The sequence below is a fragment of the Streptomyces sp. NPDC047042 genome (assembly GCF_040644035.1).
In the GTDB taxonomy this organism is placed as follows: domain Bacteria; phylum Actinomycetota; class Actinomycetes; order Streptomycetales; family Streptomycetaceae; genus Streptomyces.
This window is the reverse complement of record NZ_JBEYVP010000002.1, coordinates 132,062-157,946: the sequence shown is the minus strand read 5'-3', so window position 1 is coordinate 157,946 and position 25,885 is coordinate 132,062. Positions and strand designations below refer to the sequence as shown.

23 protein-coding genes are annotated in these 25,885 nt (G+C 70.4%); 9 read left to right on the top strand and 14 right to left on the bottom strand.

The features are described from left to right. Positions 1-14: 14 nt before the first annotated feature. Positions 15-1,805 (bottom strand): acyl-CoA dehydrogenase, encoded by a 1,791-nt coding sequence (locus ABZ855_RS02530; RefSeq protein ID WP_360799696.1) that lies wholly within the window; start codon positions 1,803-1,805, stop codon positions 15-17. 307 nt (positions 1,806-2,112) lie between these two features. Between ABZ855_RS02530 and ABZ855_RS02525 the strand changes: the two genes are divergently transcribed. Further along, the gene (locus ABZ855_RS02525) at positions 2,113-3,333 is read left to right on the top strand and encodes an acyltransferase (protein WP_360799693.1); all 1,221 of its coding nucleotides are present in this window, start codon (positions 2,113-2,115) and stop codon (positions 3,331-3,333) included. A 68-nt stretch (positions 3,334-3,401) separates the two neighbouring features. On the opposite strand, the gene ABZ855_RS02520 is transcribed toward ABZ855_RS02525, so the two are convergent. Then, positions 3,402-4,274, bottom strand: coding sequence for an NAD(P)H-binding protein (locus tag ABZ855_RS02520; protein ID WP_360799690.1), 873 nt, complete (start codon positions 4,272-4,274; stop codon positions 3,402-3,404). A 191-nt stretch (positions 4,275-4,465) separates the two neighbouring features. On the opposite strand from ABZ855_RS02520, the gene ABZ855_RS02515 reads away from it, so the two are divergent. Then, positions 4,466-5,152, top strand: coding sequence for a TetR/AcrR family transcriptional regulator (locus tag ABZ855_RS02515; protein WP_360799687.1), 687 nt, complete (start codon positions 4,466-4,468; stop codon positions 5,150-5,152). 16 nt (positions 5,153-5,168) lie between these two features. Here ABZ855_RS02515 and ABZ855_RS02510 read toward each other — a convergent pair whose 3' ends face one another. The 3 genes from ABZ855_RS02510 to ABZ855_RS02500 form a co-directional block, all read right to left on the bottom strand. Then, positions 5,169-5,510 carry a hypothetical protein gene (locus tag ABZ855_RS02510; protein WP_360799684.1) on the bottom strand — a complete coding sequence of 114 codons (342 nt, stop codon included), beginning with the start codon at positions 5,508-5,510 and terminating at the stop codon, positions 5,169-5,171. A 138-nt stretch (positions 5,511-5,648) separates the two neighbouring features. Then, the gene (locus ABZ855_RS02505) at positions 5,649-5,768 is read right to left on the bottom strand and encodes a DUF397 domain-containing protein (RefSeq protein WP_360799681.1); all 120 of its coding nucleotides are present in this window, start codon (positions 5,766-5,768) and stop codon (positions 5,649-5,651) included. Further along, positions 5,731-6,681 (bottom strand): DUF5753 domain-containing protein, encoded by a 951-nt coding sequence (locus ABZ855_RS02500; protein WP_360799678.1) that lies wholly within the window; start codon positions 6,679-6,681, stop codon positions 5,731-5,733. The genes ABZ855_RS02505 and ABZ855_RS02500 overlap by 38 nt, the downstream gene beginning before the upstream one ends. Before the next feature lie 112 nt (positions 6,682-6,793). Between ABZ855_RS02500 and ABZ855_RS02495 the strand changes: the two genes are divergently transcribed. Then, positions 6,794-7,309, top strand: coding sequence for a hypothetical protein (locus ABZ855_RS02495; protein WP_360799675.1), 516 nt, complete (start codon positions 6,794-6,796; stop codon positions 7,307-7,309). A 96-nt stretch (positions 7,310-7,405) separates the two neighbouring features. Here ABZ855_RS02495 and ABZ855_RS02490 read toward each other — a convergent pair whose 3' ends face one another. The 7 genes from ABZ855_RS02490 to uvrA form a co-directional block, all read right to left on the bottom strand. Beyond that, positions 7,406-7,831 (bottom strand): VOC family protein, encoded by a 426-nt coding sequence (locus ABZ855_RS02490; protein ID WP_360799672.1) that lies wholly within the window; start codon positions 7,829-7,831, stop codon positions 7,406-7,408. 217 nt (positions 7,832-8,048) lie between these two features. Further along, the gene (locus ABZ855_RS02485) at positions 8,049-8,732 is read right to left on the bottom strand and encodes a M15 family metallopeptidase (protein ID WP_360799669.1); all 684 of its coding nucleotides are present in this window, start codon (positions 8,730-8,732) and stop codon (positions 8,049-8,051) included. A 63-nt stretch (positions 8,733-8,795) separates the two neighbouring features. Then, the gene (locus ABZ855_RS02480; RefSeq protein WP_360799666.1) at positions 8,796-9,146 is read right to left on the bottom strand and encodes a hypothetical protein; all 351 of its coding nucleotides are present in this window, start codon (positions 9,144-9,146) and stop codon (positions 8,796-8,798) included. A 5-nt stretch (positions 9,147-9,151) separates the two neighbouring features. Continuing rightward, complete coding sequence (locus ABZ855_RS02475) at positions 9,152-11,566, bottom strand: glycoside hydrolase domain-containing protein (protein ID WP_360799663.1); 2,415 nt, start codon at positions 11,564-11,566, stop codon at positions 9,152-9,154. 90 nt (positions 11,567-11,656) lie between these two features. Then, a complete protein-coding gene (prcB, locus tag ABZ855_RS02470) occupies positions 11,657-12,535 on the bottom strand; it encodes a proteasome subunit beta (RefSeq protein ID WP_360799660.1) in 879 nt (292 codons plus the stop codon). A gap of 105 nt (positions 12,536-12,640) precedes the next feature. Next, entirely contained in the window at positions 12,641-12,943 is a 303-nt protein-coding gene (locus ABZ855_RS02465; protein WP_360799657.1) for a hypothetical protein, read from the bottom strand. 42 nt (positions 12,944-12,985) lie between these two features. Further along, positions 12,986-15,577, bottom strand: coding sequence for an excinuclease ABC subunit UvrA (gene uvrA / locus ABZ855_RS02460; RefSeq protein WP_360799654.1), 2,592 nt, complete (start codon positions 15,575-15,577; stop codon positions 12,986-12,988). A gap of 81 nt (positions 15,578-15,658) precedes the next feature. Between uvrA and ABZ855_RS02455 the strand changes: the two genes are divergently transcribed. Continuing rightward, positions 15,659-16,429 (top strand): MerR family transcriptional regulator, encoded by a 771-nt coding sequence (locus ABZ855_RS02455; protein ID WP_360799651.1) that lies wholly within the window; start codon positions 15,659-15,661, stop codon positions 16,427-16,429. Here the strand turns inward: ABZ855_RS02455 and ABZ855_RS02450 are convergent. Beyond that, complete coding sequence (locus ABZ855_RS02450; protein ID WP_360799648.1) at positions 16,426-17,958, bottom strand: hypothetical protein; 1,533 nt, start codon at positions 17,956-17,958, stop codon at positions 16,426-16,428. The genes ABZ855_RS02455 and ABZ855_RS02450 overlap by 4 nt on opposite strands. A 189-nt stretch (positions 17,959-18,147) precedes the next feature. Between ABZ855_RS02450 and ABZ855_RS02445 the strand changes: the two genes are divergently transcribed. Beyond that, complete coding sequence (locus ABZ855_RS02445; protein ID WP_360799645.1) at positions 18,148-19,104, top strand: transglutaminase-like domain-containing protein; 957 nt, start codon at positions 18,148-18,150, stop codon at positions 19,102-19,104. 54 nt (positions 19,105-19,158) lie between these two features. On the opposite strand, the gene ABZ855_RS02440 is transcribed toward ABZ855_RS02445, so the two are convergent. Next, positions 19,159-20,433: a PucR family transcriptional regulator gene (locus tag ABZ855_RS02440; protein ID WP_360799642.1), complete on the bottom strand. Its 1,275-nt coding sequence runs from the start codon at positions 20,431-20,433 to the stop codon at positions 19,159-19,161. Between the two features lie 100 nt (positions 20,434-20,533). Here ABZ855_RS02440 and ABZ855_RS02435 point away from each other — a divergent pair, with 100 nt between their 5' ends. The 4 genes from ABZ855_RS02435 (at position 20,534) to ABZ855_RS02420 (ending at position 25,872) form a co-directional block, all read left to right on the top strand. Then, positions 20,534-21,022: a nucleoside deaminase gene (locus ABZ855_RS02435; protein WP_360799639.1), complete on the top strand. Its 489-nt coding sequence runs from the start codon at positions 20,534-20,536 to the stop codon at positions 21,020-21,022. Further along, positions 21,003-21,980: a 2-oxoglutarate and iron-dependent oxygenase domain-containing protein gene (locus ABZ855_RS02430; RefSeq protein ID WP_360799636.1), complete on the top strand. Its 978-nt coding sequence runs from the start codon at positions 21,003-21,005 to the stop codon at positions 21,978-21,980. Before ABZ855_RS02435 ends, ABZ855_RS02430 begins: the two co-directional genes overlap by 20 nt. Positions 21,981-22,126: 146 nt before the next feature. Next, the gene (locus ABZ855_RS02425) at positions 22,127-24,277 is read left to right on the top strand and encodes a hypothetical protein (protein WP_360799633.1); all 2,151 of its coding nucleotides are present in this window, start codon (positions 22,127-22,129) and stop codon (positions 24,275-24,277) included. Then, positions 24,277-25,872, top strand: a complete 1,596-nt coding sequence (locus ABZ855_RS02420; protein WP_360799630.1) for a hypothetical protein — start codon at positions 24,277-24,279, stop codon at positions 25,870-25,872. The genes ABZ855_RS02425 and ABZ855_RS02420 overlap by 1 nt, the downstream gene beginning before the upstream one ends. Positions 25,873-25,885: the final 13 nt, after the last annotated feature.

Below are 25,885 nucleotides of genomic sequence, written 5' to 3'. Positions count from 1 at the left end.
CAGGTTGGGACACGTCAGACGCCGCTCAGCATCGGCAGTGACGACAGGTGTTCCTCCGGGACTGCGAAGGCCTCGGTCAGGTTGCTCAGGTGCGGGGCCAGCCGGGTGGTGAGGGCGTGCAGGGTTTCCGGCAGGGCGCGTACCTGGTCGGCGGTGAGGGCCTGTTCGGCGAGGAGCAGGCCACTGCGGGCGTCGACCTGGCGGAGCAGGAACAGCGCGCTCAGGTCCTCCAGGACCGCACGCGTGATCGGGTCGGACACACGGGCGCACGCGGCCAGTAAAGCGTCGGCGGCCTGGCCCACCGCGTACACCTCCACGAGGTTGAGCGCGGCGTCGGACGCGTTGTTCCAGCGGCCGAGGGCGTCGCCCCCGTCACCGCGCCGCAGATCGCGACGGGCGGCGAGGTGCCAGTAGCGCTCGGCGGCGGTCAGGGCGCGGCGCAGCAGGCCCGGGTCGGTCAACGGCTCGTCGCCGGTGGGCCGTACGGGCTCCGCCGCCAGCTCGTGCCCGAAGATCATCTCGGCGCCGGCCTTGCACCAGATCGCCACGTTGTCGCCCTCGGCGGTGATCGCGCCGTCCATGTCACCGGCCATGGCGGCGAGTCCGTTCACGGAGAACAGCCCGCGGGCGCCGCAGCGCTCCCGGCTCTCGGTCACGATCTCGCGGGCCCGCCAGGTGACCCACCCCTTGGTGACGGCGACCAGCCGCTCGGCGCCCTCGCGGTCCTCGGGCGCGTGGGTGACCCAGCGTTCGGTGGCCGCCCGGTGCAGGAAGGTCATGGCGTAGGCGGTGGCGGTGTGGTCGAGGAGGCGGGTGTAGTGGCTGCGGTGGGCGGCGATCGGGACGCGCTGCCCGGCGACGGGCCCGGATATCTGTCTGGTGTACGAGTACCGGACGGCGATCGCGAGTGCCGTACGGGCCGTCCCGAGCCCGCTGGCGCTCATGCACAGCTTGCCCGCCGTGACCCGGCCGATGGCGTGCAGGAACCGTTTGCGCGGACTGCCGACGGAGCTGACGAGGCTTCCGTCGGGCAGGAGTTGGCCGTGGGCGCCCTGGATGAGGGCGGTACGGGGCAGCCGTACGTTGTCGAAGTTCGTGGCGCAGTGGTCCACCGAGGTGCCGACGCGCTCCGGCAGCAGGGTGACGGTGATGCCGGGCAGGGTGCCGTACTCGTCGCTCAGCGGGGTGAGGAAGAGGAAGGCGCCCAGGTACTTGTCGTCGACCATCAGCCGGGCGGCGACCACCGCGGTCTTGGGGCCGCCCGCGGAGCTGGTGTTGGGCATGTACTTCTGCGCCCCGGGGTGCGGGGTGTGCAGCACGAACTCGTCGCGCTCCCGGTCGTACCGGGCGACGGTCTCCAGCGCCGGTACGTCGTTGCCGTGCGCGCGTTCGGTGACGAGGAACGTGCCCATGCGGGTCATGGTGGTGAAGTCGGTCAACTCGCGTGGCGGGGACACCTGGTCGTCGACGACGCTGCCGAGGAAGAGGTTGTAGTGGATACCGGCGACGGTGACGGTGGCGCCGTCCACGGGGCAGGTCCACTCGTGCAAGGCCGCCAGTCCGCGGGGGTCGTTGGCGAGGTGTTCGGGCGACGGGACGTGTTTGTTCAGGGCTCGGAGCCGTTCATAGGCGAGCTGCCATCGTTGCTGGGTCCCTAGTCCGGGCCGATACCGGAACAGTTCTTCCGAGACGGCTTTTCGCCAGCGTTCGTGGACCTCGTTTCCGTCGGCGCCGTCGTCGAAGAGGAGGCCGGTGATGGCCGCTTGGTCAAGGACTGGATGGGGCGTGCGCGTCTCCGTGGTCATGATGATCAAGATGCCCATTGTCATTCGGGGATCAACCAATAGTGACCAGGAGCACTTCAGAAATTGTTGAATATGCGGCATTAAAGGACAGGAATCGGTCGAAGTACGACGTCGGCGGTTTAGCCGCCATCGAACGCCTGCACGACCCTGAACGACCCCCCGAACAACCCCTTCTCCCCTTAACCGGAATCCAGTTCGATTCAATCGGAACACGATATTCCGGAGGCGACGACGAACAAGACCGGACAGCGCGCGTCTGGTATCCGTAGCGAGCAGACGCGAAGGAGACGCCGGTGGAGCCCACCCCATGACCGGTCTGCCGACCGACTCGACGGAGCAGCCGGACAGACTGGGCTGGCTGGACGCGTTGCGCGGCATCGCCGCGCTCGTCGTCGTGTTCGACCACTCCTCGTACTCCTACCTGCCGGAGTTCCGGCGGGAGCTGATCCCCGAGGTCAACATCAGCCGGTACGGCATCATGGTGTTCTTCCTGGTCAGCGGCTACATCATCCCGGCGTCGCTGGAACGCCGGGGCTGCGTACGGACGTTCTGGATCGGCCGGATCTTCCGCATCTACCCGCTCTGCGTCGTAGCCGTCGCCGCCGTCCTCGCCCTCGGTCTGCTCGGCATCGCCGAACCCCGCACCGACTTCGGCACCGCCACCACCGCCGTCGCCCATCTCACCCTGTTCCAGGAGCTGTTGGGCACCCCCAACCTCCTGCTGGTCCTGTGGACGCTCTCCTACGAGATGGCCTTCTACCTCCTGGTCGTCTCCCTCTTCACGATCGGCCGGCACGACCGCCCGACGCCGATCGCCCTCACCCTGGCCGCGCTCGCCGCCGTGAGCGTGGCGGCCGGGGTCACGCTCTCGCCCTCCGCGCTCTCCGACACGGTCGGCACCGGCCGCCTCGTCGCGATCACCGCGGTCGCCCTGACGGCCGCCATCTGCTGCACGAGCGCCGGATCCCCCAGACTTCGCGTGGTCGGAGGCGGACTGGGTGCCTCTCTGGCCCTGCTCCTGGTCCTCTTCAACGGCACGGTCCCGGTGTGGGAGGGCCTGGTGATCCTCGCCGTGATGTTCCTCGGCACAGCCGTGCACCGGGCCGAGCACGGCCGCGCCAGCTGGTGGTACGCCGCCTGCGCGGCCCTCGTGGTCGTCGTGTGCGCGGTGGGGAGCGCGTACGGGTACGGCGACGGGGACCACTTCACGCGGCGCGCCTGGATCACGGCCTTCCTGCTGGCCGTACTCACCTTCGGCATCGGACTGGCGCTGCGTCACCGCCGCGTACCGGGGCTGCTGGTCGGGCTGGGCACGATCAGCTACTCCGTCTATCTGCTGCATCCGGTGCTGCTGACGCTGAGCGACGGCACGATCGGGCGGCTGCGGCAGGACAACCTGTTCCCCGAAGTCGCCTTCTTCGCGGTACTGCTGCCGCTGTGCGTGCTGAGCCACCGCTATGTCGAGGCTCCGGGCCAGGCGCTGGGCCGACGGCTGGCCCGACGCGGCGCGCGCACATCCGGTCAGTGAACCAACCTCCCGAAAGTCCGGGTGACCATCGGCGAGCAACCGACGGACAGCCGATCGGAGGGTCGGGCTCACCGGGAGCGCAAGGCGGTCACCAAGACCTCGTGGACGGTCTTGGCGGGGTGTCCGATGGTGGCTTCCAGTGTCGGGTCGGTGGCTTCGAACTCGCCCTTGCGCGATGCCGCGAACATCGTCAGGGAGAACTCCGCGGCCGGTCGCGGCATCCCGCCGGCGACTGCTGCGGCCGTCCACTCGTCGTCGTCCATGACGACTCGGGTGATCGTCCGGCCGGTGATGCGACTGAGGATGTCGGCGACATCGGCGAAGTCGAGCGCGTGGGGGGCTGCCAGCGGCGGCGTGACTCCTTCGAGCGCACCGTCCTCCGCGCCCTCGGTCAGGGCGAAGGCCGCGGCTTCTGCCACGTCCTCGTGGGCCGTCCAGGAGACCGGGCCGTCCTGCGGCACGGCGAGCGTGCCGGTCTCCAGCGCCGCGCCGATGTAGTAGCCCAGGGTGGAGGCGTAGAACCCGTTGCGAAGAGCGGTGTAGGGGACTCCTTGCCGCTCGAGGTGCTGCTCGGTAGCCGCATGGACCCGCTGCGGCGGAAAGAGCGACAGCGGAGAGGCAGCCTGGTGGCTGGTGTACAGGATGCGTTGGGCGCCCGCTTCCCGGGCCGCGTCGATGGCGGCGCTGTTGGCGGTCAGCGCGCCGTCGCCCCGAATGGCCGCGGAGACGACCAGGACGCGCTCAGCACCTTCGAAGGCGTGCTTCAGGCTGTCGGGTTCGGTGAAGTCGCCCGCGCGGACCCGAACGCCGCGCTCGGCAAGGTCGGCGGCCTTGTTCACGTCGCGCACACTGACGCCGATCCTGTCGGCCGGCACCCGCTCCAGCAGGCGGTCGACGATCAGCGACCCGAGGTGGCCGGTGGCTCCTGTGACGATCAGCATGGGTGGCTCCCAAGGCGCGTTTCCAATGGAACGAAAATAACGGTACCACCGATACTTCCATTGGATGCAGCCGCGCGGGTCGATCGGGAGACGGGCTGACGCCCCCAGCCTCTTCCGGCAGTTCGGCGTGGGAGAGGTGGCGATATCAGCGATACCATCGCCGACCATTCCCGAGCGATACCATCGTCTCCATGGCACCGACCACGCAGCGGCGAGACATCACACGGGACCGCATCGTGAAGGCCGCGGCCGGCCTGCTGCGCGACCAGGGGCCGGCCGCGGTGACCACGCGCCGCGTGGCCCATGAGGCCGGGCTGCAGCCTCCGGCCCTCTACCGCCTCTTCCAGGACAAGGACGAGCTGCTGGATGCCGCAGCGGAGCGGGTCTTCGCCGAACATGTGGCGAGCAAGCAGGCCGGCGCACCCTTGGACGACCCGGTGGAAGACCTCCGCGCCGGATGGAACACGCAGATCAGCTTCGGCCTGGCCAACCCGTACGTCTACGGCCTGTTGCTCGACCCGGTCCGCGCACGTGACACCCCGGCACAGGTCAAGGGCTTGCTGATCCTCGCCGAGCGGGTGCACGCAATCGCCGCGGCCGGGCGGCTCCGGGTGAGCGAGGAACGCGCCGTCAGCCTCATCCACTCGGCGGGGGTCGGAACCGTCCACACCCTGCTGACCCAGCTACCGGACCAGCGGGACCCGCACCTGGCCGACGCCGCCTTCGACGCGATCGCTCGGGCCATCCTCACCGATGAGCCCGCTGTCCCCACCCAGGACCCGGCGGCCGTCGTCGCCGCCTTCCGCACCCTCCTGCCCGAACTGCCCACGCTCAGCAAAGCCGAGGCCGCCCTTCTCGACGAGTGGCTGCAACGCTGATCAAGCGAGAAGCATGTCAATTCGCGGGGACGTCGATGATGTTTCCGTCCTTGTCGAGCGTGTGGGTGGCCCAGTACACGTCCCACTTGTCGTCGACCTCCTGCGGCACCTTGCCCTCCGGATAGCGCACGGATCCAGCAGGCGGCTCTTCCTTGTCCGACACGCAGGAGCTGCCGGTGCTGCCCACGGTCAGGACGGGGTACTCGTCGTCGGCGCAGATGTTCTCCGTGTACTCGAAGCCGGAGCATCCGGTGAGTGCCACGACTGCGGCCGCGCTCACGAGAGCGGCAGCGGCGATACGGACCCTTCCGGGTCGAAGCGCGGCGGCGGCTCGGCTCGTCCTGCGGGGCAGATACATGATCGTCTCCAGTCGCTCGCGATCCGTCTGCCGCTACTCTCGCCGCAAGGCAGTGCCGTTCCATGAGTACGGGTACTCACCACTGCGCTTATGGATACTCAACCGCTGTAATTCCAGGGGCCGTTACCCCCTGACCCGTCAGCGGGACGCGAAAGCCACGAACTCCGCCCAGGCGGCACGGGTCACGACGACCACCGGACTCCCGGAAGCGACCTTGCTGTCACGGACGGGGACGACGCCGGGGAATCCGGGGGCCACTTCGATGCAGTCGCCGCCGTTGTTGCCGCTGTAGCTGCTCTTGATCCAAGTCGCCGCGCAGAGTCGGTGCGTGTCCATGCTGCTCGTGCTCCTCCATCGCGTCGCTGATCAGAGCGGCCGATTCACGGGCTGAGGGGACATCCGCCCTGAGCACATCATAGGCCTGCAAGTGGTGCAGGTAGACGGCTGGATCGTCGTTGAAATGGCCACGGTCGAGAGACTCCGAGTACACCCAACGGTGCCCGTCGGCCAGCTCGATCAGCGACATGGACGCGTTGGGACGGACGACCCCCTCGAGGCTCGCGGAAGCCACCTGGATACGGATGTTGGGGCGCCGCCCGACCTCCAGCAGGTGCGCGCACTGGTCGCGCATGACCGCCGGGCTTCCCACCACGTTGCGCAGACAGCTCTCGTCCAGGACAGCGAGGTACAAGGGACCGTCGTCCGACAGGAAGCGGCGCTGCCGACTCAGGCGCGCGCGTACGTGTTCCTCGGCCTCGCCTGCGCTGTCGACCTGCGAGAACAGGGCGTGCGCGTACTCCGGTGTCTGCAACAAGCCCGGAATGACGCGGTCTTGATACGCCCGTAGGGCGATTGCCTCGGCGTCCATCCGCGCCCGGCGTGCGAACCAGTCCGGATGCTGCACCTCCGGATACCAGTCGACCTTCTTCCACAAACGCAGCAACACCCCGCCCGTACCCAGCAGTTCGTCGCACGCCTTCGCGAACGTGTCCTGCGGGACGCTGATCCCCGCCTCGACCTTCGCGACATGGGACCGGTCGCACGGGATCCGCTGCGCGAGCGCGGCCTGCGTGAGCAGCGCGGCCTCGCGGAAGTGCCGCAACACCTCACCGAACAGGGCGGCGTTGCTGACGCCCGTCCCGACGGCATCCTCTGCGTTACGTCGAACCACGCGCCCCCCTCTGGCGCCAATGCCCCATTCACACGCCCCGGGCATTGATACGGACCGTTCCCCTGAGCCACGCTCGATACACCGAGAGTAACAACGCGCGTACGGAGTGGGCATGGCGAACGAAGAGGAAGTCCAGTGGCCGGCGAGCAGGGACGAGCGGCTGAGTGCGAGCGTGCGGGAGGTCAACCGGCGTTCGGTGACCGACCTGTTGACCGCGACGAGCTACCCGGCCCCGCCCACCCCGGTACCCGGCTGCGCCACCTGTGACCAGCTGGCGGCGCTACGGCACATGGCCCGCGCCGAGGCCGACGGCAGCCGCGAGACAGACGCCGACGTACTGCTCCGACGCCACCAGCGGCAGGCCCACCCCGGGGACGGCGCGGCACCCGTGCCACGCCTACGGGTCTTCCGCTACGTGCCGTACTCGATCGTCCAGGACGGTTCCGCCGAGCCGGAGTACGAGGCGTGCTGCGTCTCGGGCGACGAGGCCGACTGCGGGGCGGCGTCGGGACGCCACCCGGACCCGGCGAAGGTCGAGGAATGGCAGCGACAGCACATGCAGGAAACCCGCCACACGCGGTACCGCCGCTGCTTCGCCGACTACTCCGTACTGGAGACGACGGGATGAGCCGACCGGAAGGCGAAGCGCATGGGTCTTCGGGATCAGGCCGGCGTATAGGCCGGATGGCCGCCGGCAGCGCGGCGGCCATCATGCCTGGCGTGATTACGGGCGCACGTACGGGCGGGTCATGATCTCCATGTTGTGGCCGTCCGGGTCGGCGAAGTACGCGCCTGAGCCGCCGAAGAAGTGGTTGATGCGGCCGGGGTCGGTGTGGTTCGGGTTGGCGTAGTAGGTGACGCCCACCGCCTCCAGGCGGGCGATCATCGTGTCGAACTGGTCCTCGGGCACCAGGAACGCGTAGTGCTGCGACTGGATCAGCTCGTCGCGCTTCTCGTAGTAGTCGAGGGTCACGCCGTTGCCGAGGTCGACCGGCAGGAAGGGGCCGAACGGGGCGCCGACCTCCAGGCCCAGGATCGTGGCGAGGAACTCCGCCGACAGGCGGCGGTCGCTCGCATAGACGGCGTGGTGGTTCAACTGGACGGTGGTGGTGGGCAGTTCGGGGGTACGAGGGGTCTGCGTCTGCGACATGACGTTGACTGGCTCTCCGTGTCTGAGGTTCGCTGCGTTGGGGGCGAAGAGGAAAGACACGAGGGAGTGGCGGGGCTCGGGCCCGCCTCGCGCTCACGCGGAGGCCGGGCGCCCTGCTCGTGTGTGGCCCGAGGCCGACCCGGCAGTCATGCGCCCGACCCTACCCGCCACCGCGAGCAGGGTCACCCGACTTCCACTGCGCCCTACGCCCTACGCCCTAACCCGCGATCCGCAGAGCGAACGCCCTCGCCTTCGCGCGTCGCCTCGCGTCGAACGCGTCGGTCGAACCCGCGCCCTCCCCCGGGGTGTCGTTCCAGCCGCGGATCTTTCGCGCCACGCCCTTCAGCTTCGGGTGGCCGGACCTCACCGCGATCTCGAAGTGCGACTCCTTCGGTGTGGCGAAGTCGCCGCCCCACCTCACCGTGCCGTCCAGCTCCGTCAGGATGTCCCGGACGATCACCAGCTCCTGCGGATACAGGCCGCCCTTGACGCCGACCGGGTACGCCTCCGGGCGGATCGCTATCGCCGTACCGGAGAGGTGGTTCGACTCGTAGCGGGCCTGGAATGTGCCGGGGGTGCGGTGGCCGTGCACATCCCCTCTTCTGAGCTGATCGATCTCGTAGTGGAAGCGGCGTGCCACGTGCAGCAGGAGTACGGACGCGTCGCCGTCCGCCAGCCGTACCGACTGGCCGCTGCCCTCGATGTCGTACTCGTTGGCCTCCGTCAGGACCGGCCAGCCGTTCGCCGACCGGCGGTCCTTCCAGGTGCCGGCCGGTGCCGGGACGGCGGCGGACGCCGGGGCCACCGCTCCCATCGGTCCCAGCACCACCGCACCGGCCACCGCCCCCGTCGCACCCGCGAACCGGCGCCGCGACAACCCACCGCCGAAAACGTCGACCATCACAACTTCCCCCTCCACCTGCGACTTCTACGAGTTCCAGGACTTCTACGTGGTCTATGTGGTCTATGTGGTCTTCGTGTTCTTCGTGGTCTTCGTCTTTCGGCGGGTGGCCGCCGACCACACCGCCGCCCCCACGCATACGACGATCAGCAAGGTCAGGACGACCAGCGCCGGGTTGACCCACGCCGGTACGAGGTCGTAGTCGGCGTCGCACTTGTTGTGCAGCGGGAACCACTGGCCCGGCTCCCGCCAGTGCTCGGCGCGGTACCGCTCGTCCACAGGACGGCCCACGGACGCGCAGGTCTCGTCGAGTTCGTGGCCGCCGGAGAACATGCCGACGAAGTACGTGATCCCCAGCAGGAACGAGGAGACGACGGCCAGGGCCAGCCATGACCGTGGGCCCAACCGGCGCATCTGGGCTACTCCCTCTGTGCCCGCGACCTGGCAGCGCGCAGGTACGTGTCGTGGTTCTCGCGGTAGGTGGCCGCCATCCGGGACTCCTGGCCGGTGCGGGCCAGGAGCGTATCAACGAAGCCCTGTTCGAACGGCTCCAGTTCGTCGTAGCCCAGCAGTGCCGGCAGCGTCTTGATGCCGCCCCGGACGGTGACCAGGCCGACCTGCGCCGCGAGGACCTCCTTGTCGTCCGCCGCCGTGAGGATGTTGTGGGCCAGGAACTTGGCGTCCGCCGCGTTCCCGTTGAACCGGCCGTCCCAGAGCCGCTGGAAACGGCGCAGGCCTCCGCCGCCGTTGTAGAGGTCGGTCACCGCGGTGACGATGTCCTTGCCCTGGTTGCGGACCGCGTCGGCGAGCAGCCAGGCGTCCGCGTCCTCGATCAGGTCGTTGAAGCCGAAGCTGGAGGCCACGCCGACCTTCGCCAGCTTGGCCATCGCGAACGCGTGTCCCGACGGGTAGGTGTCCGTGGCGTGCCGCCAGTCGGCGTAGAACGTCAGCAGGTCGCCGCCCCAGCCCGCGACGTCACCCTCGTTGACGGAGCGGGGGTTGCTCGGCTTCCACGCCACGAAGTGGCCGTTCGCGGAGGCCATCAGGTGCTCGGCGCCCAACTCGTAGCCGGTGTAGGGGTCCTTGAAGCCCTCCATCACCGTCATGCCCCTGCCGTTGGCGAAGTTCACGAACTCGCCGTCGTACCCGCCGATCAAAAAGTCCCAGTCGCCGCCGCCGTACGCCCTGTGCCGTACGTACTCCATGACCAGCTGGTTGGGGTTGCCCTTGCCGTACTCCCTGGCGAGGGCGAGGAGGCGGGTGAGGTAGCTGATGAAGCCGTCGGCCGGGCCCGCCGCCTTGTTGACGGAGTTCTGGCCGGGGTCGGCGCCCGAGACGACATCGCGGTCCAGCTCGAAGAAGTCCGAGCTGGTCGTGATGTCGATCTCCTTGATCTGGTTGTAGGACCAGTTCGCGGGGATCGGGAAGCCCAGGTTCCCGGAGAAGCCCCAGGACATGCCCGAGACGAAGGAGTAGCGGGCGCCGGTCTGCTTCGTCACGTTCGTGCACACGTTCCGCGAGCCGTACACGCCGTGGATGTACCGCTTGCCGTTGTAGGCGAGGCCTGCGGCGACGCCGTGGAAGTACGGCACGATCGCCGCGTCGATCTCCTCCTGGGTGGCGTCGTAGTCCACCGCGAAGTAGATCGTCGTACCCCGGTTGAAGCCGTAGCCGGCGGCCAACGTGTGGGCGTTCAGGGCGTGTTGGTAGCCCGTGGAGTAGGTGAAGTCGGAGAGCTTGCGGGCGTTGTCCTGGTAGATCGGAAAGACCCGCAGGCCCGCGCCGAAGATCGTCGCGAGTTCGCCCGGCTTGATCTCCTTGTCCAGGGTCGAGCCCGGCGGGTCGTACAGATAGCGGCCGACCACCTGATAGCCGTTGTCGCGCAGGTACTTGGCCCAGGACGCGGTGATCTCCCAGCGTGTGTCGCTGCCGGTGGCCGGGCGGTCGGCGTCACCCATGGACACCAGGAGCTGGGCCCATGTCTGGTAGTCCGAACGGCCCGAGTCGGGCAGCTTGGAGAAGCGCTGGAAGATCTTCACCCACTCCACGAGGGTGTCGTTGTAGGTGTTGCGCCAGGTCGTCGGCGTGCCCGGGTCGCTGGTGCCCGAGGGCACCGGGGAGTTGAACACGCACGCGGCCGAGAACATCTCTACGAGGACGCCGGAGTCGCCGGGGCCCAGATTCCTCGTCCGCAGCGCGGCCTGGGTGGCGGGGCCGAAGTTGCCGTTGGGGGCGGCGAGGCCCAGCTCGTACTGGAGCCCGGTCAGCAGCGCCTTCTGCACGTCCCGGGAGTAGATCCCGTCGCAGGGTCCGATGCCGAAGGCGCTCTTCTGCCAGTAACGGCCGTTGAGCCACCGCTGGATGGCCCGGATCTCGTCCGTACCGCCGAGGACCCTGACGTAGGCGTCCATGTTGAGTACGCACTTGAACAGGGCCGGGGTGATCTGTCCGCCCCCGGTGCCCGAACCGCCGTCGGGCAGGCCCATGTCGACGCGCATCGCCTTGACGGCCTCGGTGGTCACGGCGCCGTACTCGCCGTAGCCGTTGGCGCCCCAGTAGCCCTTGCAGAACAGGCCGTGCTGGATGATCCGGACGATGTTGCCGTTCGCCTTCCAGCCGAACCCGATGTCGCCGATGGCCTGGAGCTTGGCCAGCGTGCCGGGTCCGAAGCTGGCGACGACCGGGCTGATGCCCAGCTCGTGCTGGAGCCCCATGATCAGGGAGTTCATGGTGGCCCACCCGGTCCGGCCGGTCTCCGGGCACGCCGTGTAGCCGGAAACACCCGCGTAGGTGGCGTTCACCCATTTCTGCGCGTCAAGAACCTTCTCGTCCACGGTCGCTTCTCCCCCTCCGGCTCACGTACTCACCTGACGTGAGAAGCGAAGGGTTCGTATGCGTCCGTCGCGCGCGAAAGGAAAGAACGGCTACGGCAGGGCGACCGGCCCGTCCGGGCGGCTTCGCCTCGCCGCCACCATCTCGTGGCTGAGGTCCTCCGTCTCCTGGTCCGGGAGGCGTTCGAAGCCGTCCTCCGTGATCAGCGAGACGATCGGGAAGATACGGCGGCCGATGTCCGGCCCGCCCGTCGCCGAGTCGTCGTCGGCCGCGTCGTACAGCGCCTGGAGCGCGGCGAGGGCGGCATCGCGACGGGACATGTCCTCGCGGTACAGCTTCTTCAACGCGCCCCGGGCGTACGGCGATCCGGAGCCCTCCGCGTGGAACCCGAACTTCTCGTACGTCCCACCGGTCACGTCGTACCCGAAGATCCGCCCACGCCGACCCGCAGCCGCATTCACGCCTGCGCCGGGCTCGTACCCGGCGAGCAGCGGTACCACCGCCAGCCCCTGCATGGCCTGGCCCAGGTTCTGGCGGATCATGCCGGAGAGACGGTTGGCCTTTGCCCGCAGCGTCATCGGGGCGCCTTCGACCTTCTCGAAGTGCGTCAGCTCGACCTGGAACAGTTTGACCATGTCCAGCGCCATCCCGACGCTGCCCGCGAAGGCGACGGCGGTGTGGTCGTCGGCGGGGATCACCTTCTCCAGGTCCCGCTGGGCGATCAGGTTGCCCATGGTGGCCCTGCGGTCCCCGGCGAGCAGCACACCGTCGCGGTAGGTCAGCGCCAACACGGTTGTCCCGTGCGGGAATTGGTTCGGGTCGGGCCGTACGCCCGCCGGCAGGAACTGGTCGTCGCGGTGCAGCAGCTCCGGTCGATGCGCTGCCACGAACTCCGTGAACGACGAGTTCCCGGGTACGAAGAACTCCGTGTCCAACCGGCCGTCGAGGCCGCCCTGGTGACGTTCCGTCATGTCCGCCTCCCCCTCCCCTCCCCCTTCGCCGCACGCGCGTGCGGGCGGCGCATGACGGACTCCTACCAAGCGCCGCCACCCGGGAAACAATCGACGGACGACCGCCTACGCCTCCGGGTTGGCCTCCAGCCACGTCAGCATCATGTCGTCGATCATCGAATCGAGGGGCCGCTTCGACGCCAGCGCGTCCTTCTCTATCTCCACGGCGGCCCAGCCCGTGAGACTCATGACGAGGATGCGCAGCCCGTCCGTGCCGTACTCCGCCAGGATGTCGTCGGCGCAGTCCAGGGCCTCCTGGGCGATGCGTTCCTCGGGGTACAGACCGACCACTTTGCGCAGCAGGTCGATCGAACGGCGGGTGATCTCGGGGGTGATGGCGGCCAGCCGCCGGTCTTCCTCTTCGTCCACGGCAACGACGCTAGGCGATCAGCCCATCACCCGTACGCCCTCTCACAGAAACCCACCCGTCCGGGAACCGACCCCGCCCGCCGCCGCATCCGCGACCTGCTCCGGTGTTCCCTCCGCCACGACGAGCCCGCCCCCGGCGCCGCCCGCCGGGCCGAGGTCGATGATCCAGTCGGAGGCACGCATGACGTCGAGGTTGTGCTCGATGGTGACGACCGAGTGCCCCGCGTCGACGAGTCGTTGGAGTACGTCGAGCAGGCGCGCGGTGTCGGCGGCGTGCAGGCCGGTGGTTGGCTCGTCGAGGAGGTAGAGGGTGCGTCCGGTCGCCCGGCGCCCCAACTCCTTGGCCAGCTTGAGGCGTTGGGCCTCACCTCCGGAGAGGGTGGTGGCGGGCTGGCCCAGCGGGAGGTAGCCGAGCCCCACGTCGGAGAGCCGCCGCAGCCGGGCGGCGATCTGCCGTACGCCCCGGAACACGGTGAGCGCCTCGTCCACCGTGGCGGCCAGCACCTCGGCGATGTCGAGCCCCTCGTACCGCACCTCGAGCACCTCGCTGCGGAACCGGCGCCCCCTGCACCCCGGGCACCGCACCTCCACCGCGGGGAGGAAGTGCATGTGCACGGCGAGCACTCCGGCACCCTCGCACCGCTCACAGCGACCGCCGGGCACGTTGAAGGAGAAGGCGGCCGGAGTCAGGCCGCTCGCTTTCGCCGCCCCTTGCGCCGCGAACAGCTCCCTGACCGGCGTGAAGACATCCGCGTACGTCGCCGCGTTCGAGCGCGGAAGGCGACTGATCGGCTCCTGGTCGATCGTCACGACCTTGTCGAGGTGCTCCCAGCCGTCGATACGGTCGTGCGCTCCCGGCGACACGCCAGACGCGCTAGTGGTCGGCAACCCCTTCCCGCCGTCCAGGCGTTGATGTGCCGCCCTGCCCAACACGTCCAGTATCAGCGTCGACTTACCCGATCCGGAGGGGCCGGTGACCGTCACCAGCCGTCCGAGCGGAAGCCGCACGGTGATGTCCCTGAGGTTGTGGGCGCGTGCCCCGCGAATCACCAACTCCGCGCTTGCCTGCGGGCGTTCCTTCCGTACGGGCTGCTGGAGCCGACCCGACAGATACGCCCCGGTGACGGACCCCTCCGTCGCCGCCACCTCTTCCGGTGTCCCCTCGGCGACGACCCGGCCGCCGTCCCGGCCCGCGCCGGGGCCGATGTCGACGACGTGGTCTGCGGCCCACAGCACGTCCAGGTCGTGTTCGATGACGAGGACGGTGTTGCCCAGGTCCCGCAGGCGGCGCAGTACGCCGATGAGGCGGGCCGTGTCCGCGGGGTGCAGTCCGATGGTCGGCTCGTCGAGGACGTACAGCATGCCGGTGAGGCCCGAGCCGAGCAGCGCCGCCAGCCGCAGCCGCTGGGACTCGCCCGCGGAGAGGCTGGTGCTCGACTGGTCGAGGGTCAGATAGCCGACGCCGGTGTCGACGAGCCGGCGCACCCGCTCCTCGAGGTCGGCGACAACCGGTTCGGCGAACCGCCACTCGTCGCCGGTGGAGAACGCCCTCAACTCGGCCACCCAGTCGGCGAGTTCGTCGAGCGACAGCCGGGCCGCGGCCGTGATGCCGAGCCCGTGCACGGTGACGGCCCGGCTCTCGACGCGCAGCCGGGTCCCCGCGCAGGCCCCGCAGGTCTCCTTCACCATCGAGCGCTCGGCCTTCTGCCGGTAGTCGGTGTCGTCGATGCGCTCGGCGTAACGGCGCATGAACGCGGTGACGACGCCCTCGAACCGGCCCGCGGAGACGGTGACCGGGGGCTCGACTGTACCGGTGGCGGGGAGGTGGCGGCGGAACTCGGGCGACTCGACCCCGTAAAGCAGCAAGTCTCTTGCTGGGGCCGGGAGTTCGGACAGCGGGGCGTCGGTGTCGAAGGTGAGGCCGTAGTGGTGGGCCGCGGCGCGCAGCAGAGGCAGGTTGCGTTCGACGAGCTGCCTGGGCCAGCCGCGCACCGCACCGGCGGCGACGCTCGACTCCTCGTCGACCAGGGTCCGTACGTCCACCCGGATCACCTCGCCGAGTCCGGTGCAGGACGGACAGGCGCCTGCGGGCTTGTTGAAGGAGAAGGAGCCCATGACGAGTTCGGGCACGGGGGCGGAGCAGTGCGGGCAGGCCGTGAACTCGCCCTCGGCACCCGTGTCGTCGGTTCCCTCCTCGTCGCCCTCCGGATCGTGGGCGTACGACGGTGGGATCTCCTGCCCGCAGGCGGGACACGGGCGCACGCCGATCCGGGACCACAGGAGCCGTAGATAGGTGAAGACCTCGGTCGCCGTGCCGACCGTGGAGCGCGGGCCACGCCCTGCCGGACGCTGGTCGACACTGACCGACGGCGACAGCCCGGTGATCGAGTCGACGGAGGGCCGGCTGACCCCGGCGGTCGCCACACCCCACGACTCCATGTACTGGCGGTGGCTCTCGCGGTGGAGGGTGTCGAGGGCGAGCGTGGACTTGCCGGAGCCGGACAGACCGGTCACGACGACCAGTTTCCGCTTCGGGATCGCGAGCGAGACGTTCTTGAGGTTGTGGAGTCGGGCGCCTTTGACGCGCATGACGGGAGTTCGGCCAGCAGTGACTTCGTCCGTTACTTCGTCCATGCCTTCAAGTTTTTCATTGAAGTTCCTATTGGGACTTTTGACCGTGAAACACGGTCCTCGATCCCCTTAAGCTTCAAATCCGTGACGAACCATGAGGTACGGCTGCGGCCCGTCGATCTCGCCCGGCTGTCGGGGCTGTCGACGCAGCAGATCCGCAACTACGAGGACGCGGGCGTCCTGCCCCCGGCGGCGCGGACGGAGTCCGGATACCGCGTCTTCGGGGACGTCCACCGCCGGGCGCTGCTGACCTACCGGGCCCTGCAACCCGGGTACGGGCCGGTGGCGGCGACCGCCGTCATGCAAGCCCTGCACGACGGGGACGTGCCGGGTGCCCTCGCGCTTGTCGACGCGGCGCACGCCGGGCTGCACGAGCAGCGGACGGCGCTGCGGGCGACACGCGTGGCCCTGGAGACGCTGGCCGGCCGACGGCCTCCGGCGGCGGCGCCGCATACCGCCGACCCGCATACCGCCGACCCGCGTACCGCCGACCTGCGCATCGGCGAGGTGGCCGCGCTGCTCGGCGTACGGACGTCCGCGCTGCGGGTGTGGGAGGCGGCGGGTCTGCTCACCCCGGCCCGCGAACGCGGCACGCGCTACCGGCAGTTCGGCCCCGACGACATCCGCGACGCCCGCCTGATCCAGACCCTCCGCCGCAGCCACTATCCCCTGGACCAGATCCGTCCGGTGCTGGAGGAGCTGCGCCGGGAGGGCGGTACGGAGGCGCTGCGAGCGGCGGTCGCGGAACGCGGGGAGGCACTGGCGGGTCGTACGCGGGCGATGCTGGCGGGGGCGGGGCGGCTGGCGGAGTACATCGAGTACACCGAGAACGTCGGTCGGGCCGGAACCGGCTAAGGCACCAGATTCCGCATCACCGCACCCGGCAGCGACGGATTGCCCGCCGCCGATCTCGCCACCGCGCCGTCGTCGTCGGCGAGCAGTTCCACGATGGTCTGGGGTGGCAGGGCCGGGTGGCCTGCGGCAATGGGTCTCGCCTGGTGGTCCGCCAGGCAGGTGAGCAGGGCCTGCGGGGTCGCGTGGGGGTGGCGGGCTATCTCGCGGAACGCCTTCTGTACGGGCGGCCGGTGGCGGGTGAGGTCCTCCAGCAGTGTTCCGGGCGCGTCCCGGTTGGTCGCCACCTTGGCGAGGACGCGTACTCCGTGCCGGTCGACCATGGCACGGAGTCGCGCCTCGGAGAGGCCGGGGTGCGGGGCGATGGTCTTGAGCACCTTGGCGTCGGGGTCGGTGGCGAGCGCGTCGCGGATCGCGGCGGGCAGGTCCCGTCGCAGGGCGAGCAGCATCCGTACGGTCGAGTCCGCCGAGCGGGCCAGTTCGTCGATCTCGGCGGGGGACGCGGCGGCGATCCGGGGTGGCGGCGCGTCGGCGCGGAGCTTCGTGGTGGCGGCCAGGCGGACGAGCACGTCGAGGGGCACGTTGGGGTTGAGCGCGAGGTGGCGCCGTACGTCCTCGTCCTCGTCGTCTGCCAGTGCGTGCATCAGGGTTTCGGCGATCGCCGGGTTCTCGGCGAGGCCGGCCCGGACGCCCGGGTGGGGGTCGGTGGCGAGCTGTCGACCCAACTCCGGGGAGAGATCGGGACGTTGGGCGAGGGCCGCGCGGAGGTTCTTCGACGGGTGGTCGACGAAGGCGGCCGCGGCCTCGGTGGGTGTGGCCGGGTTGTACAGGACCGTGTACCGGATGAGGTGGGCGGCGGACCGGTGGGAGCCCCCGCAGGTGGGGGTGCCCCACAGTTCGAGGTCGGGCTCCTCGCAGTCGGAGTCAGGCGGTTCCGGTGGTGTCTCCTCGTGGTCGCAGGCCTGGCACAGTCTCGCGGGCGGCAGCCCGTCGCCGCCCAGCAGCGACGCCAGTACGGGCGGCGGCGTCGCCTCGTTCCAGGCCAACGCCCGGCGGACGTCGGTGTGCGGATGCCGGGCGAGTCTCGCGACGATCTCCGGAACCGTTGTGTACAGGGCGAGTTCGGAGACGACCCTGACGTCCGGGTCGGCGGCGAGCGTCTCGACGACATCGGCCGGGAGGCCCGCGCATTCGGCCAGCCGCTCCCGACGCAGGAACCAGGGGTCCGCCGCGAGGACACGGGCCCACTCCGGGTCGCCGCACCCCTCGTCGAGCAGCGCGAGCGCGGTGTCCGGCTGGGCGGCGGGGTCGACGTCGGCAGCGGTCAGCCGACCCTCACGGGCGAGCCGTACGCCGGTCTCCGGGACGCGTGCGAAAAGCGCGAGCGCCTGCGCGTGGCTGAGGTCGGCGCGATCGGCGAGGTCGTCGGGGAAGTCGACGTCCGGGACCGCGAGTTCGATCAGCCGGTCGACGAGGTCGGAGGGAAGAGCGGTGTTGGCGGCGAGCCCGCGCAGGACTTCGGCATGCTTCACAGAGGGCATTCTGGCGGGGTTGCGGGCCCGGTGTTCCCGCATTTTTTTCCGCTCGTCCCGCTGTCGTTCCCCGTCGCCCGTCCCCGTCCCCCGTCCCCTGGACAATTCGCGGCAGATTTTGGCACGGTGGTGCGAGCCGGCCGGCATTCGAACATACGATCGAGTATCCATTCCCGAAGGAGCCACATCGTGCCGTCCGCACACCCCGCACACCCCGCCCTCTCGCCCGAGACCGCCGCCTTCTACCGCACCCACAGCACCTTCTCCGACCCCGGCGACCTCGCCCGGCTGTACACCGATCTGCCCTCCGATCCCGCCCAACTCGCGCGCACCGCACGTGACTTGCTGATCCACCGGGGTGAGGGCGGCCAGTTCCGCCACACGCACCCCACCGACCGGCTGCACCACGACGCCGACGCCCGCTACGTCGACGACATCCTGCGGATCGTCATCGCCCGCGACGGCTCACCGTTGACCCAACGGCGCGTGGCCGGGGACCGGTTCGTCGGCGTATGCCGGGACTTCGCGCTGCTGCACTGCTCGTTGCTGCGGCACAGCGGCGTTCCCGCCCGGGTACGGTCCGGGTTCGCCGACTACTTCCGGGCCGACGGCTTCCACTGCGACCACGTCGTCACCGAGTACTGGGACGAGTCACGCGGCTGGCTGCTCGCCGACGCGCAGCTCGCCGACCCCGACGTCACCGCCGCCTGGTACGTCGACTTCGACCCGATGGACGTACCGCGTGACCGTTTCCAGGTCGCGGGCCGGGCCTGGCGGGACATCCGGGCCGGGGACGCCGACCCCGACACCTACGGGCTGTACCCGCCGGAGGTGGGGCCGCTGAACGGCGAGTGGTTCGTGGCCGGCAACGTACGGCTCGACCTCGCCGCGCTGAACAAGGTGGAGACCCTGCTGTGGGATGTCTGGGGGACCGAGTCCGAGGAGGACGGGCGGACCCTGACCGAGTCCCGGCGTGAGCTGTACGACCGGGCTTCCCTGGTGGTCGCCCCCGAGGCTCCCGACGACGTGTCCCTCGACGCCGTCCGGCGGATCTTCACCGAGGAGGACGGGCTGCGCACTCCTCAGACGGTGCTGGAGCTGTCCGAGTACAACCCTCCGCGCCAGGTCACCCTCCGGCCCTTCTGAGCGGGAACGCGAGGTGCTCAGGGGCAGAGTGGTCGCGCCGTCCTGCTGAGCGCCCTACGCCACCGTCCGCAGCCCTCCCGCCCCCGCGCCCGCCCCCGCCGTCCCCCGTACCACCCGTGACGCGCAGGCCGCCGTCAGTAGTTCGCCCAGCAGGTCCGGGTCGTCGATCTCCAGGCCGAGGAGGGACTCGATGCGTTCCAGGCGCTGGTAGAGGGACTGGCGGCCGATATGGAGGAGGGTTGCTGTGCGCGTGGGTGAGCAGCCGTTGCGCAGGTGGACCTCCAGGGTGCGGACCAGGTCGCTGGGGTGGGCCGCCTCCCAGGCCAGCAGGGGTCCCAGGGTGTGCTGGACCAGGCGGGTCAGGCGGTCGTGGTTGGCGTCGACGCCTCCTCGGGTCAGCTCGCGTTCGAGGGCGAGGGCCCGGGAGGAGGTGACCAGCGGGCCCTGCGGTGCGGGCGGCTCCGGTGGCGGCACCGTCAGCGCCAGTTCCAGGGTCGTACGGGCCGCGCGCAGCGTCTCGCTCCAGCGCAGCCAGCCGCTGCCGGCGTCGACGGCGTGGCCCACGGCGACGGTGAGGCCGGGGGCGGCGGCCGTACGGAAGGCGTCCTGCACCGCCCGTACCGGGTCCCGTCCCGTCCTCGCCCCCGGCGTCGGGTACACCGCGACCAGGGCGAGCACGTCCCCCGGGAAGGCGGCCCGCAGCACCGCCCCGCCGAGGACGCGTGCCGCTCGGTCCACGGTGCCGACGTCGCGCGTGCCGTGCACGGAGACGCCGATCAGACGGGCGCCGGGGCCGGGGTGGAAGCCGGCGAGGGCGGCGCGGGCCTCCACCTCGGGCTGGTTGAGGGCCTGGCCGTCGGCGAGGTCGGCGAGCAGTGCGGCGGTGTGGTCGTCACCCCAGGGGCGGACCACCGTACGGCCGGACAGGCTCCGGGCGACGATCGCGCGGTTGGCCGCCTCGGTGATGCGTACGAAGGGGACGACGCGCCGCAGGGCGAACAGGGGCAGGCCGAGCCGGTGGGCCTCGTCCGTCACCTCGGGCGGCATCGAGGGCAGCGCGCGGCCGATCTCGACGGCCAGGCCCGCCGCGCCCCGGGCGGTCAGCTCGCGGACGTAGCGGCGCCGTACCTCCTCGTCGGGGTCGGTGAGACCGAAGCCGTTGGTCAGGAGCAGTTCGCCGCCGTCGAGGAAGTTGGCGCCCTCGTAGACCTCGCTGGAATGGACCCAGCGCACCGGGCGGTCCAACGCGGCCTCGCCGACGAGGAGTTCGGGGTCGGCGGCGCGGACCGTGTCGAGGGCCAGGAGTTCACGGAGGGTGAGTGCGGACACGGGTGCCTCCCAGGGCGCTGACACTTCGTCCTGCTTCGGGATGCCCGGAGAGTACTTTCCGCACGTTGCCCCGGTGTTTCCGTCGAAGGAGAGTGGAGCCATGGATCAGGAAGATCGGGCGGATCAGGTGGATCAGGCACGGGGGCAGGGACAGGCACGCTCTTGGCTCTCCGTCGCCGTCGACGAGGCGCGCGCCGGGCTCGCCGAGGGCGGGATTCCGATCGGCGCCGCGCTCTACGGCGCCGACGGCACGCTGCTCGGACGTGGGCACAACCGGCGCGTGCAGGACGGTGACCCCTCGATGCACGCCGAGACGGCCGCGTTCCGCAATGCGGGACGGCAGCGCTCGTACCGTGGGACGACCATGGTCACCACGCTCTCCCCCTGCTGGTACTGCTCCGGGCTGGTGAGGCAGTTCGGTATCTCCCGGGTGATCGTGGGAGAGGCCGTCACCTTTCACGGCGGCCACGACTGGCTCGCCGAGCACGGCGTCGAGATCGTGCTGCTCGACGATCCCGAGTGCGTCGGCCTGATGCGCGACTTCATCAACAACAATCCCGCACTGTGGAATGAGGACATCGGTGAGTGAGCCCCGTATTCCGACCGTCGATCTGCGGCCCTGGCTGTCCGGGGACGCGCAGGCGCGCAAGGAGATCGCCCGTACCGTCGACCAGGCCCTCCAGACCGCCGGTTTCCTGCTGGTCACCGGGCACGGTGTCGACCCCGCCCTGCGGGCCGGCATCCGGGAGGCGGCCCGTGCCTTCTTCGCGCTGCCCGCCGAGGTGAAGGAGCGGTACGCGGTGAAGGTCGGCGGGCGCGGGTGGCTGGGCCCGGGCGCCGAGGCCAACGGGTACTCGGAGGGGACCGAGACCCCGCCCGACCTCAAGGAGTCGCTGTCGTTCGCCACGGACGAGCCCTTCGACGACCCGGCCGTCAACGCCGAGTGGTACGCGCCCAACGTGTGGCCCGCCGAGGCGCCCGAGCTGCGGGCACTGTGCGAGGAGTACCTCGAGCGGATGGGCGAGCTGGAGAAGGAGCTGCTCACCCTCCTCGGGGACGCGCTCGGCGTCGAACGCGACTTCTTCTCCCGGCACATGGACCATCCGACGTACGGCTTCAACATCAACTGGTACCCGGGGGTCGAGGTGGTCGGTGAGCCGGAGCCGGGGCAGTTCCGGATCGGGCCGCACACCGACTTCGGGACGGTCACCATCCTCGACCGGCAGGCCGGGAAGGGCGGGCTGCAGGTCTACACGGACGCGGGCGGCTGGGAGGACGCGCCCTTCGATCCCGAGGCGTTCACCATCAACATCGGCGATCTGATGGCCCGTTGGACCGGCGACCGGTGGCGTTCGGGCCGGCACCGGGTGCTGCCGCCGCCGGCCGACTCGCCCGCCGAGGAGCTGATGTCCCTCGTCTACTTCGGCGAGTGCACCCCGGGCACGATCGTCGAGTCGGTGCCCGCACCGGTGGGCCGGGTCGCGTACGAGCCATTCGACTCGCACGTCTATCTGCGGGGGCAGCTGGACTCGATCACTGTCGAGTGATACCTCCTCACGCAAAGGTGAGCATCGGACCGAAAATTTCGTAACTCAACGGACATCACGCGATCTGGTCCGATGCAACTCCCTCTTCCTACACTGGTGTTGCTGCGACACACAGCACACTGGACCGCGCCAGGGGGAGGGATGCGGTGCTCAGACGGCTGCACGGACGCGGGGCGCTCTTCGACACCGAACCGCCGGGGCTCGCGCCCCGGCTCGTCGGACTGCGACCGCACCATCACATCGCCGCCCCTCTCGAACACCCCCGCGAGCCACCGTTCGTGGTGCTCACCGCCGGGCGCGGGCTCGGCAAGAGCGCCGTCCTCGGTGAGCTGCGCGGCGCCTACCAGGGGCACACCCCGGTCGCGCTGATCGACTGCGAGGACCCCCAGTTCACCCAGGTCACCGGCGCGCCCGACGCCCGCCCGGCGCAGGCCTGGTCGCCGCTCGCCCAGGCGCTGCTGGTGATCGCCGAGCAGCTCGCCGAGCCGGTCACCGGCGCCCGGCGGATCGCGTTCCCCCGGCTGATGTCGGGCCTGATCGCGGTCGCGGCCGGCGGTTGGGGCAACGCCGACACCGAGCGCATCCGGTGGGAGGTCCAGCGGATGCTGCTGCTCAACGAGAGCGGCTCGTGGTTCACCGGGTTCGCCGCGCGCTGGGCGGGCCGGGTGGCCGCGAAGGCGGTCGCGGCGGCCATCAGCGACGACCCGCTGGTGTCGGCGGTCATCGAGGCGACGCTCGAGGCGATGACGGAACGTTCATCCAGTACGCGTCAGCGCAGGGCGTCCACCTGGTACCGCACCTATCCGAACGCCGGCGACCGCGCCGAACTCGGACTGCGCCTGCTCTCCGACCACTTCAGAGCCGGCGGCACCTCCCGAGAGCACGCCGAGCGCTATCTCGTACGGGCCCTGCTCGCCGACCTCACCGACGCCTACGCCGGGGTGCGGGCGCATCTGCAGCGCCTGGGCCGCCCGCTCGTCCTGGTCGACAACGCGCAGGGTCCGCCGGGGCGGGAGCTGATCGAGCAGGTGCTGCGCGACCGGGCCGAGGGCATCGCCGACCAGGTCGCGTTCATCGCCGCCGTGCGCGGCAGCGGCGGCCGTTCCCCGCTGCGCAACGCGGTACGCCGGGATCTGCGCGAGACCGCCCAGCGCACCCGCTGGACACCCGGCGACACGGCCTCCTCGCGGGCCCTGCTGGTGTCGCTGCCGCCGCTGTCCTCCGACGACACCCTGCACATCGTCGACGCGGTCTGCACGGGCACCGCAGTGGCCGTACCGGCTCAACTCCCGCCCGCCACCCACCGGTTGACCTGCGGCAACCCGCTGGGCATCGCCCTGCTCGCCGAGTCCGCCCGGCAGAACCTTCCCGAACTCCCGCCCACCGCGCCCTTCGGCGCCCTGCTCACCGCCGAACTCACCCTGCACGAGGACCGCGAGGGCCGGCCCGCCTACCGCGAACTCCTCGACCGGCTCGTCCCCGCCGACCGGCTCACCGAACTGACCGTCCTCGCCGCCGCCCACGACCACGACTCCGCCTGCGCGCTCGCCGCCACCCAACTCCCGGACGACTTCGACCCGTCCAGCGTCCGCGCCCTGGAGACCCGGCTCGTGGCCGAGGGACTGCCCACCGTCCCCGGGCAGTTCGTCGGCGACGCCTTCGTCCGCACCCTGCTCCTGCTGCGCCTGCACCACCGGCACGCCGACCACGGCAAGTGGCGCGACGTCCACGAGACCCTCATCCAGCACTACGAAGGACCCGAACCGTCGAAGGCCCGCTACCGCCTCCACCATGAACTCGCCCTGGGCGACACCGGGTCGGCGGTCGCGTATCTGCGCGACACCTTCCACACCCTCGACACCCGGATCTGGCTCGACACGCTGCTGTTCATCGCGTCGGCGCCCTACTTCCACGCCCACGACGCCGAGGGCCACGACTTCGTCGGCGGCGACCACCAGCGCGCCCGAATCGCCTTCGGCCACACCGACGCCGAGCAACGGCCGCCGGCCGACGTGGACGCCGTACTGCATCTGCGGGTACGCCGACTCCTGCACGCCGTCTGGCAGTTGACCGATCCGCTGGTGCTGCCCGACCGCCGGCTCTGCGACCGGCTGCGCTACGAGCTGGAGCAGCTGTCCAACGACCCGCGCGCCAGCAACGCGCTGCTGTGGCAGGCCTCGCAGGAGTGGCCGGAGGCGGCCCTGACCGGCCGCCCGCTGCGCGCGCCGGGCGTCGACGACGACACCGCCGACGCCGCCGACACGGATTACCGCAACCGGAACGACGGAGGCGCGTGATGGCTCGCACGGGGTTCAGGGGTGTCGGGGCGTGGCTGCGGGAGGGGGTCTGGGCGATTCCGCTGCGCCGCTATCTGGCCGTGCTGGTCACGGTGGCGCTGGTGGCCGGGATCGGCTTCGCGGTCAGGTCGCTGACGCACGACGACCGTTCCTGCGCGCCCGGGGTCGTGCGTCCGGCGGACAGCGACGAGTGCGTGGGCGTGTCGACGACCGACTACGCCTTCGGCCGCGAGCAGCTCGCCGAAACGATCAGGGCGATCGACCGCGAGAACGACTCCCTGGTGCAGGGTAAGGACAACTACGTCACCGTCGCCCTCTTCGAGCCGTTCACCGCGACCGACGCGGACAACCTCGGGGATGTGCTGCACGAGCTGCAGGGCGCGTATCTCGCCCAGTGGAAGGTGAACCACGACGCGAACGGCGAGGGCCCGCCGATCCGGCTGGTGCTGGCCAACCCGGGCCGTACGGGCGCCCATTGGGAGCACACGGTCGACCAGCTGGAGCGGATGACGACGACCTCGGACCGGCTGCGCGCGGTCACCGGGATCGGGCTGAGCACCGAGCAGAACACCGAGGCCGTCAGGGAGCTGACGAAACGCGGTATCCCCGTCGTCGGCACGTCCATCACCGCCGACAGCCTCGCCAACGGCCGGCAGGGCGACCCGGCGGGCCCGAAGCCCTTCCCGGGGCTGGCCCGTACCGCCCCCACCAACACCGACGAGGCCCGCGCGCTCGCCTCCTTCGCCAAGGTGGCCGCCGACACGGCGGTGCTGGTGTACGACGATCCGGGCGACCCGTACACGCTCACCCTCCAGGCGTCCTTCGAGAAGCTGCTGACCGGCTCCCGCTACCAGCCGTGGCCTTTCACCCCGCTCGCCGACCGCACCAAGGAGGGGACCACCGCCAACGACTTCCGGCAGATCAGGGAGCTGGTGTGCGACACCGCGCCCGGCGTGAACACCATCCTGTTCGCCGGACGCCACACCCAGTTGCGCCAGTTCATCAACGCGCTCGGCGAACGCGGCTGCCAGCAGCGGGAGTTCACCATCCTGACCGGGGACGACGCGTCATACCTCACCGGTGACAAGAAGCTCGACCCGGAGGCCCTCAAGCACGGCGTCTCGGTGCGCTACAGCGCTCTCGCGCACCCGGACGCCTGGCTCAAGAACCCCCCGAAGACCGGGGGTTCGGCGGCCGACGCCCAGGAGCTGAACGAACTGCTGAGCGCCGCCCGGGCCAACAAGTCGGGCAAGAGCGACCAGCCGTCCCCGATCGGTGACATCGACCTGGAGGACGGCCAGTTGATCATCGCGTACGACGCGATGCGGCTGACCGTCGAGGGCATCCGCGAGGCCACCCCGCGCGGCCAGGCGTCGCCCACGCTCGCCGACGTGGGCGACGAGTGGACGCTCATCAAGGGCTCGTCGGGCCGGGTGAACGGCGCGAGCGGCTGGATCTGCCTCGACAACTACGGCAACCCGTACGACAAGGCCGTACCGATCGTGGAGCTGACCCCCGACCGGCACGCCCGCTTCGTCGAGATCGCCTGGCCGACGGGCAGGCCGCCGCAGAAGGACTGCCTGCCTCCGTCGTAACTCCCCGGTCCGG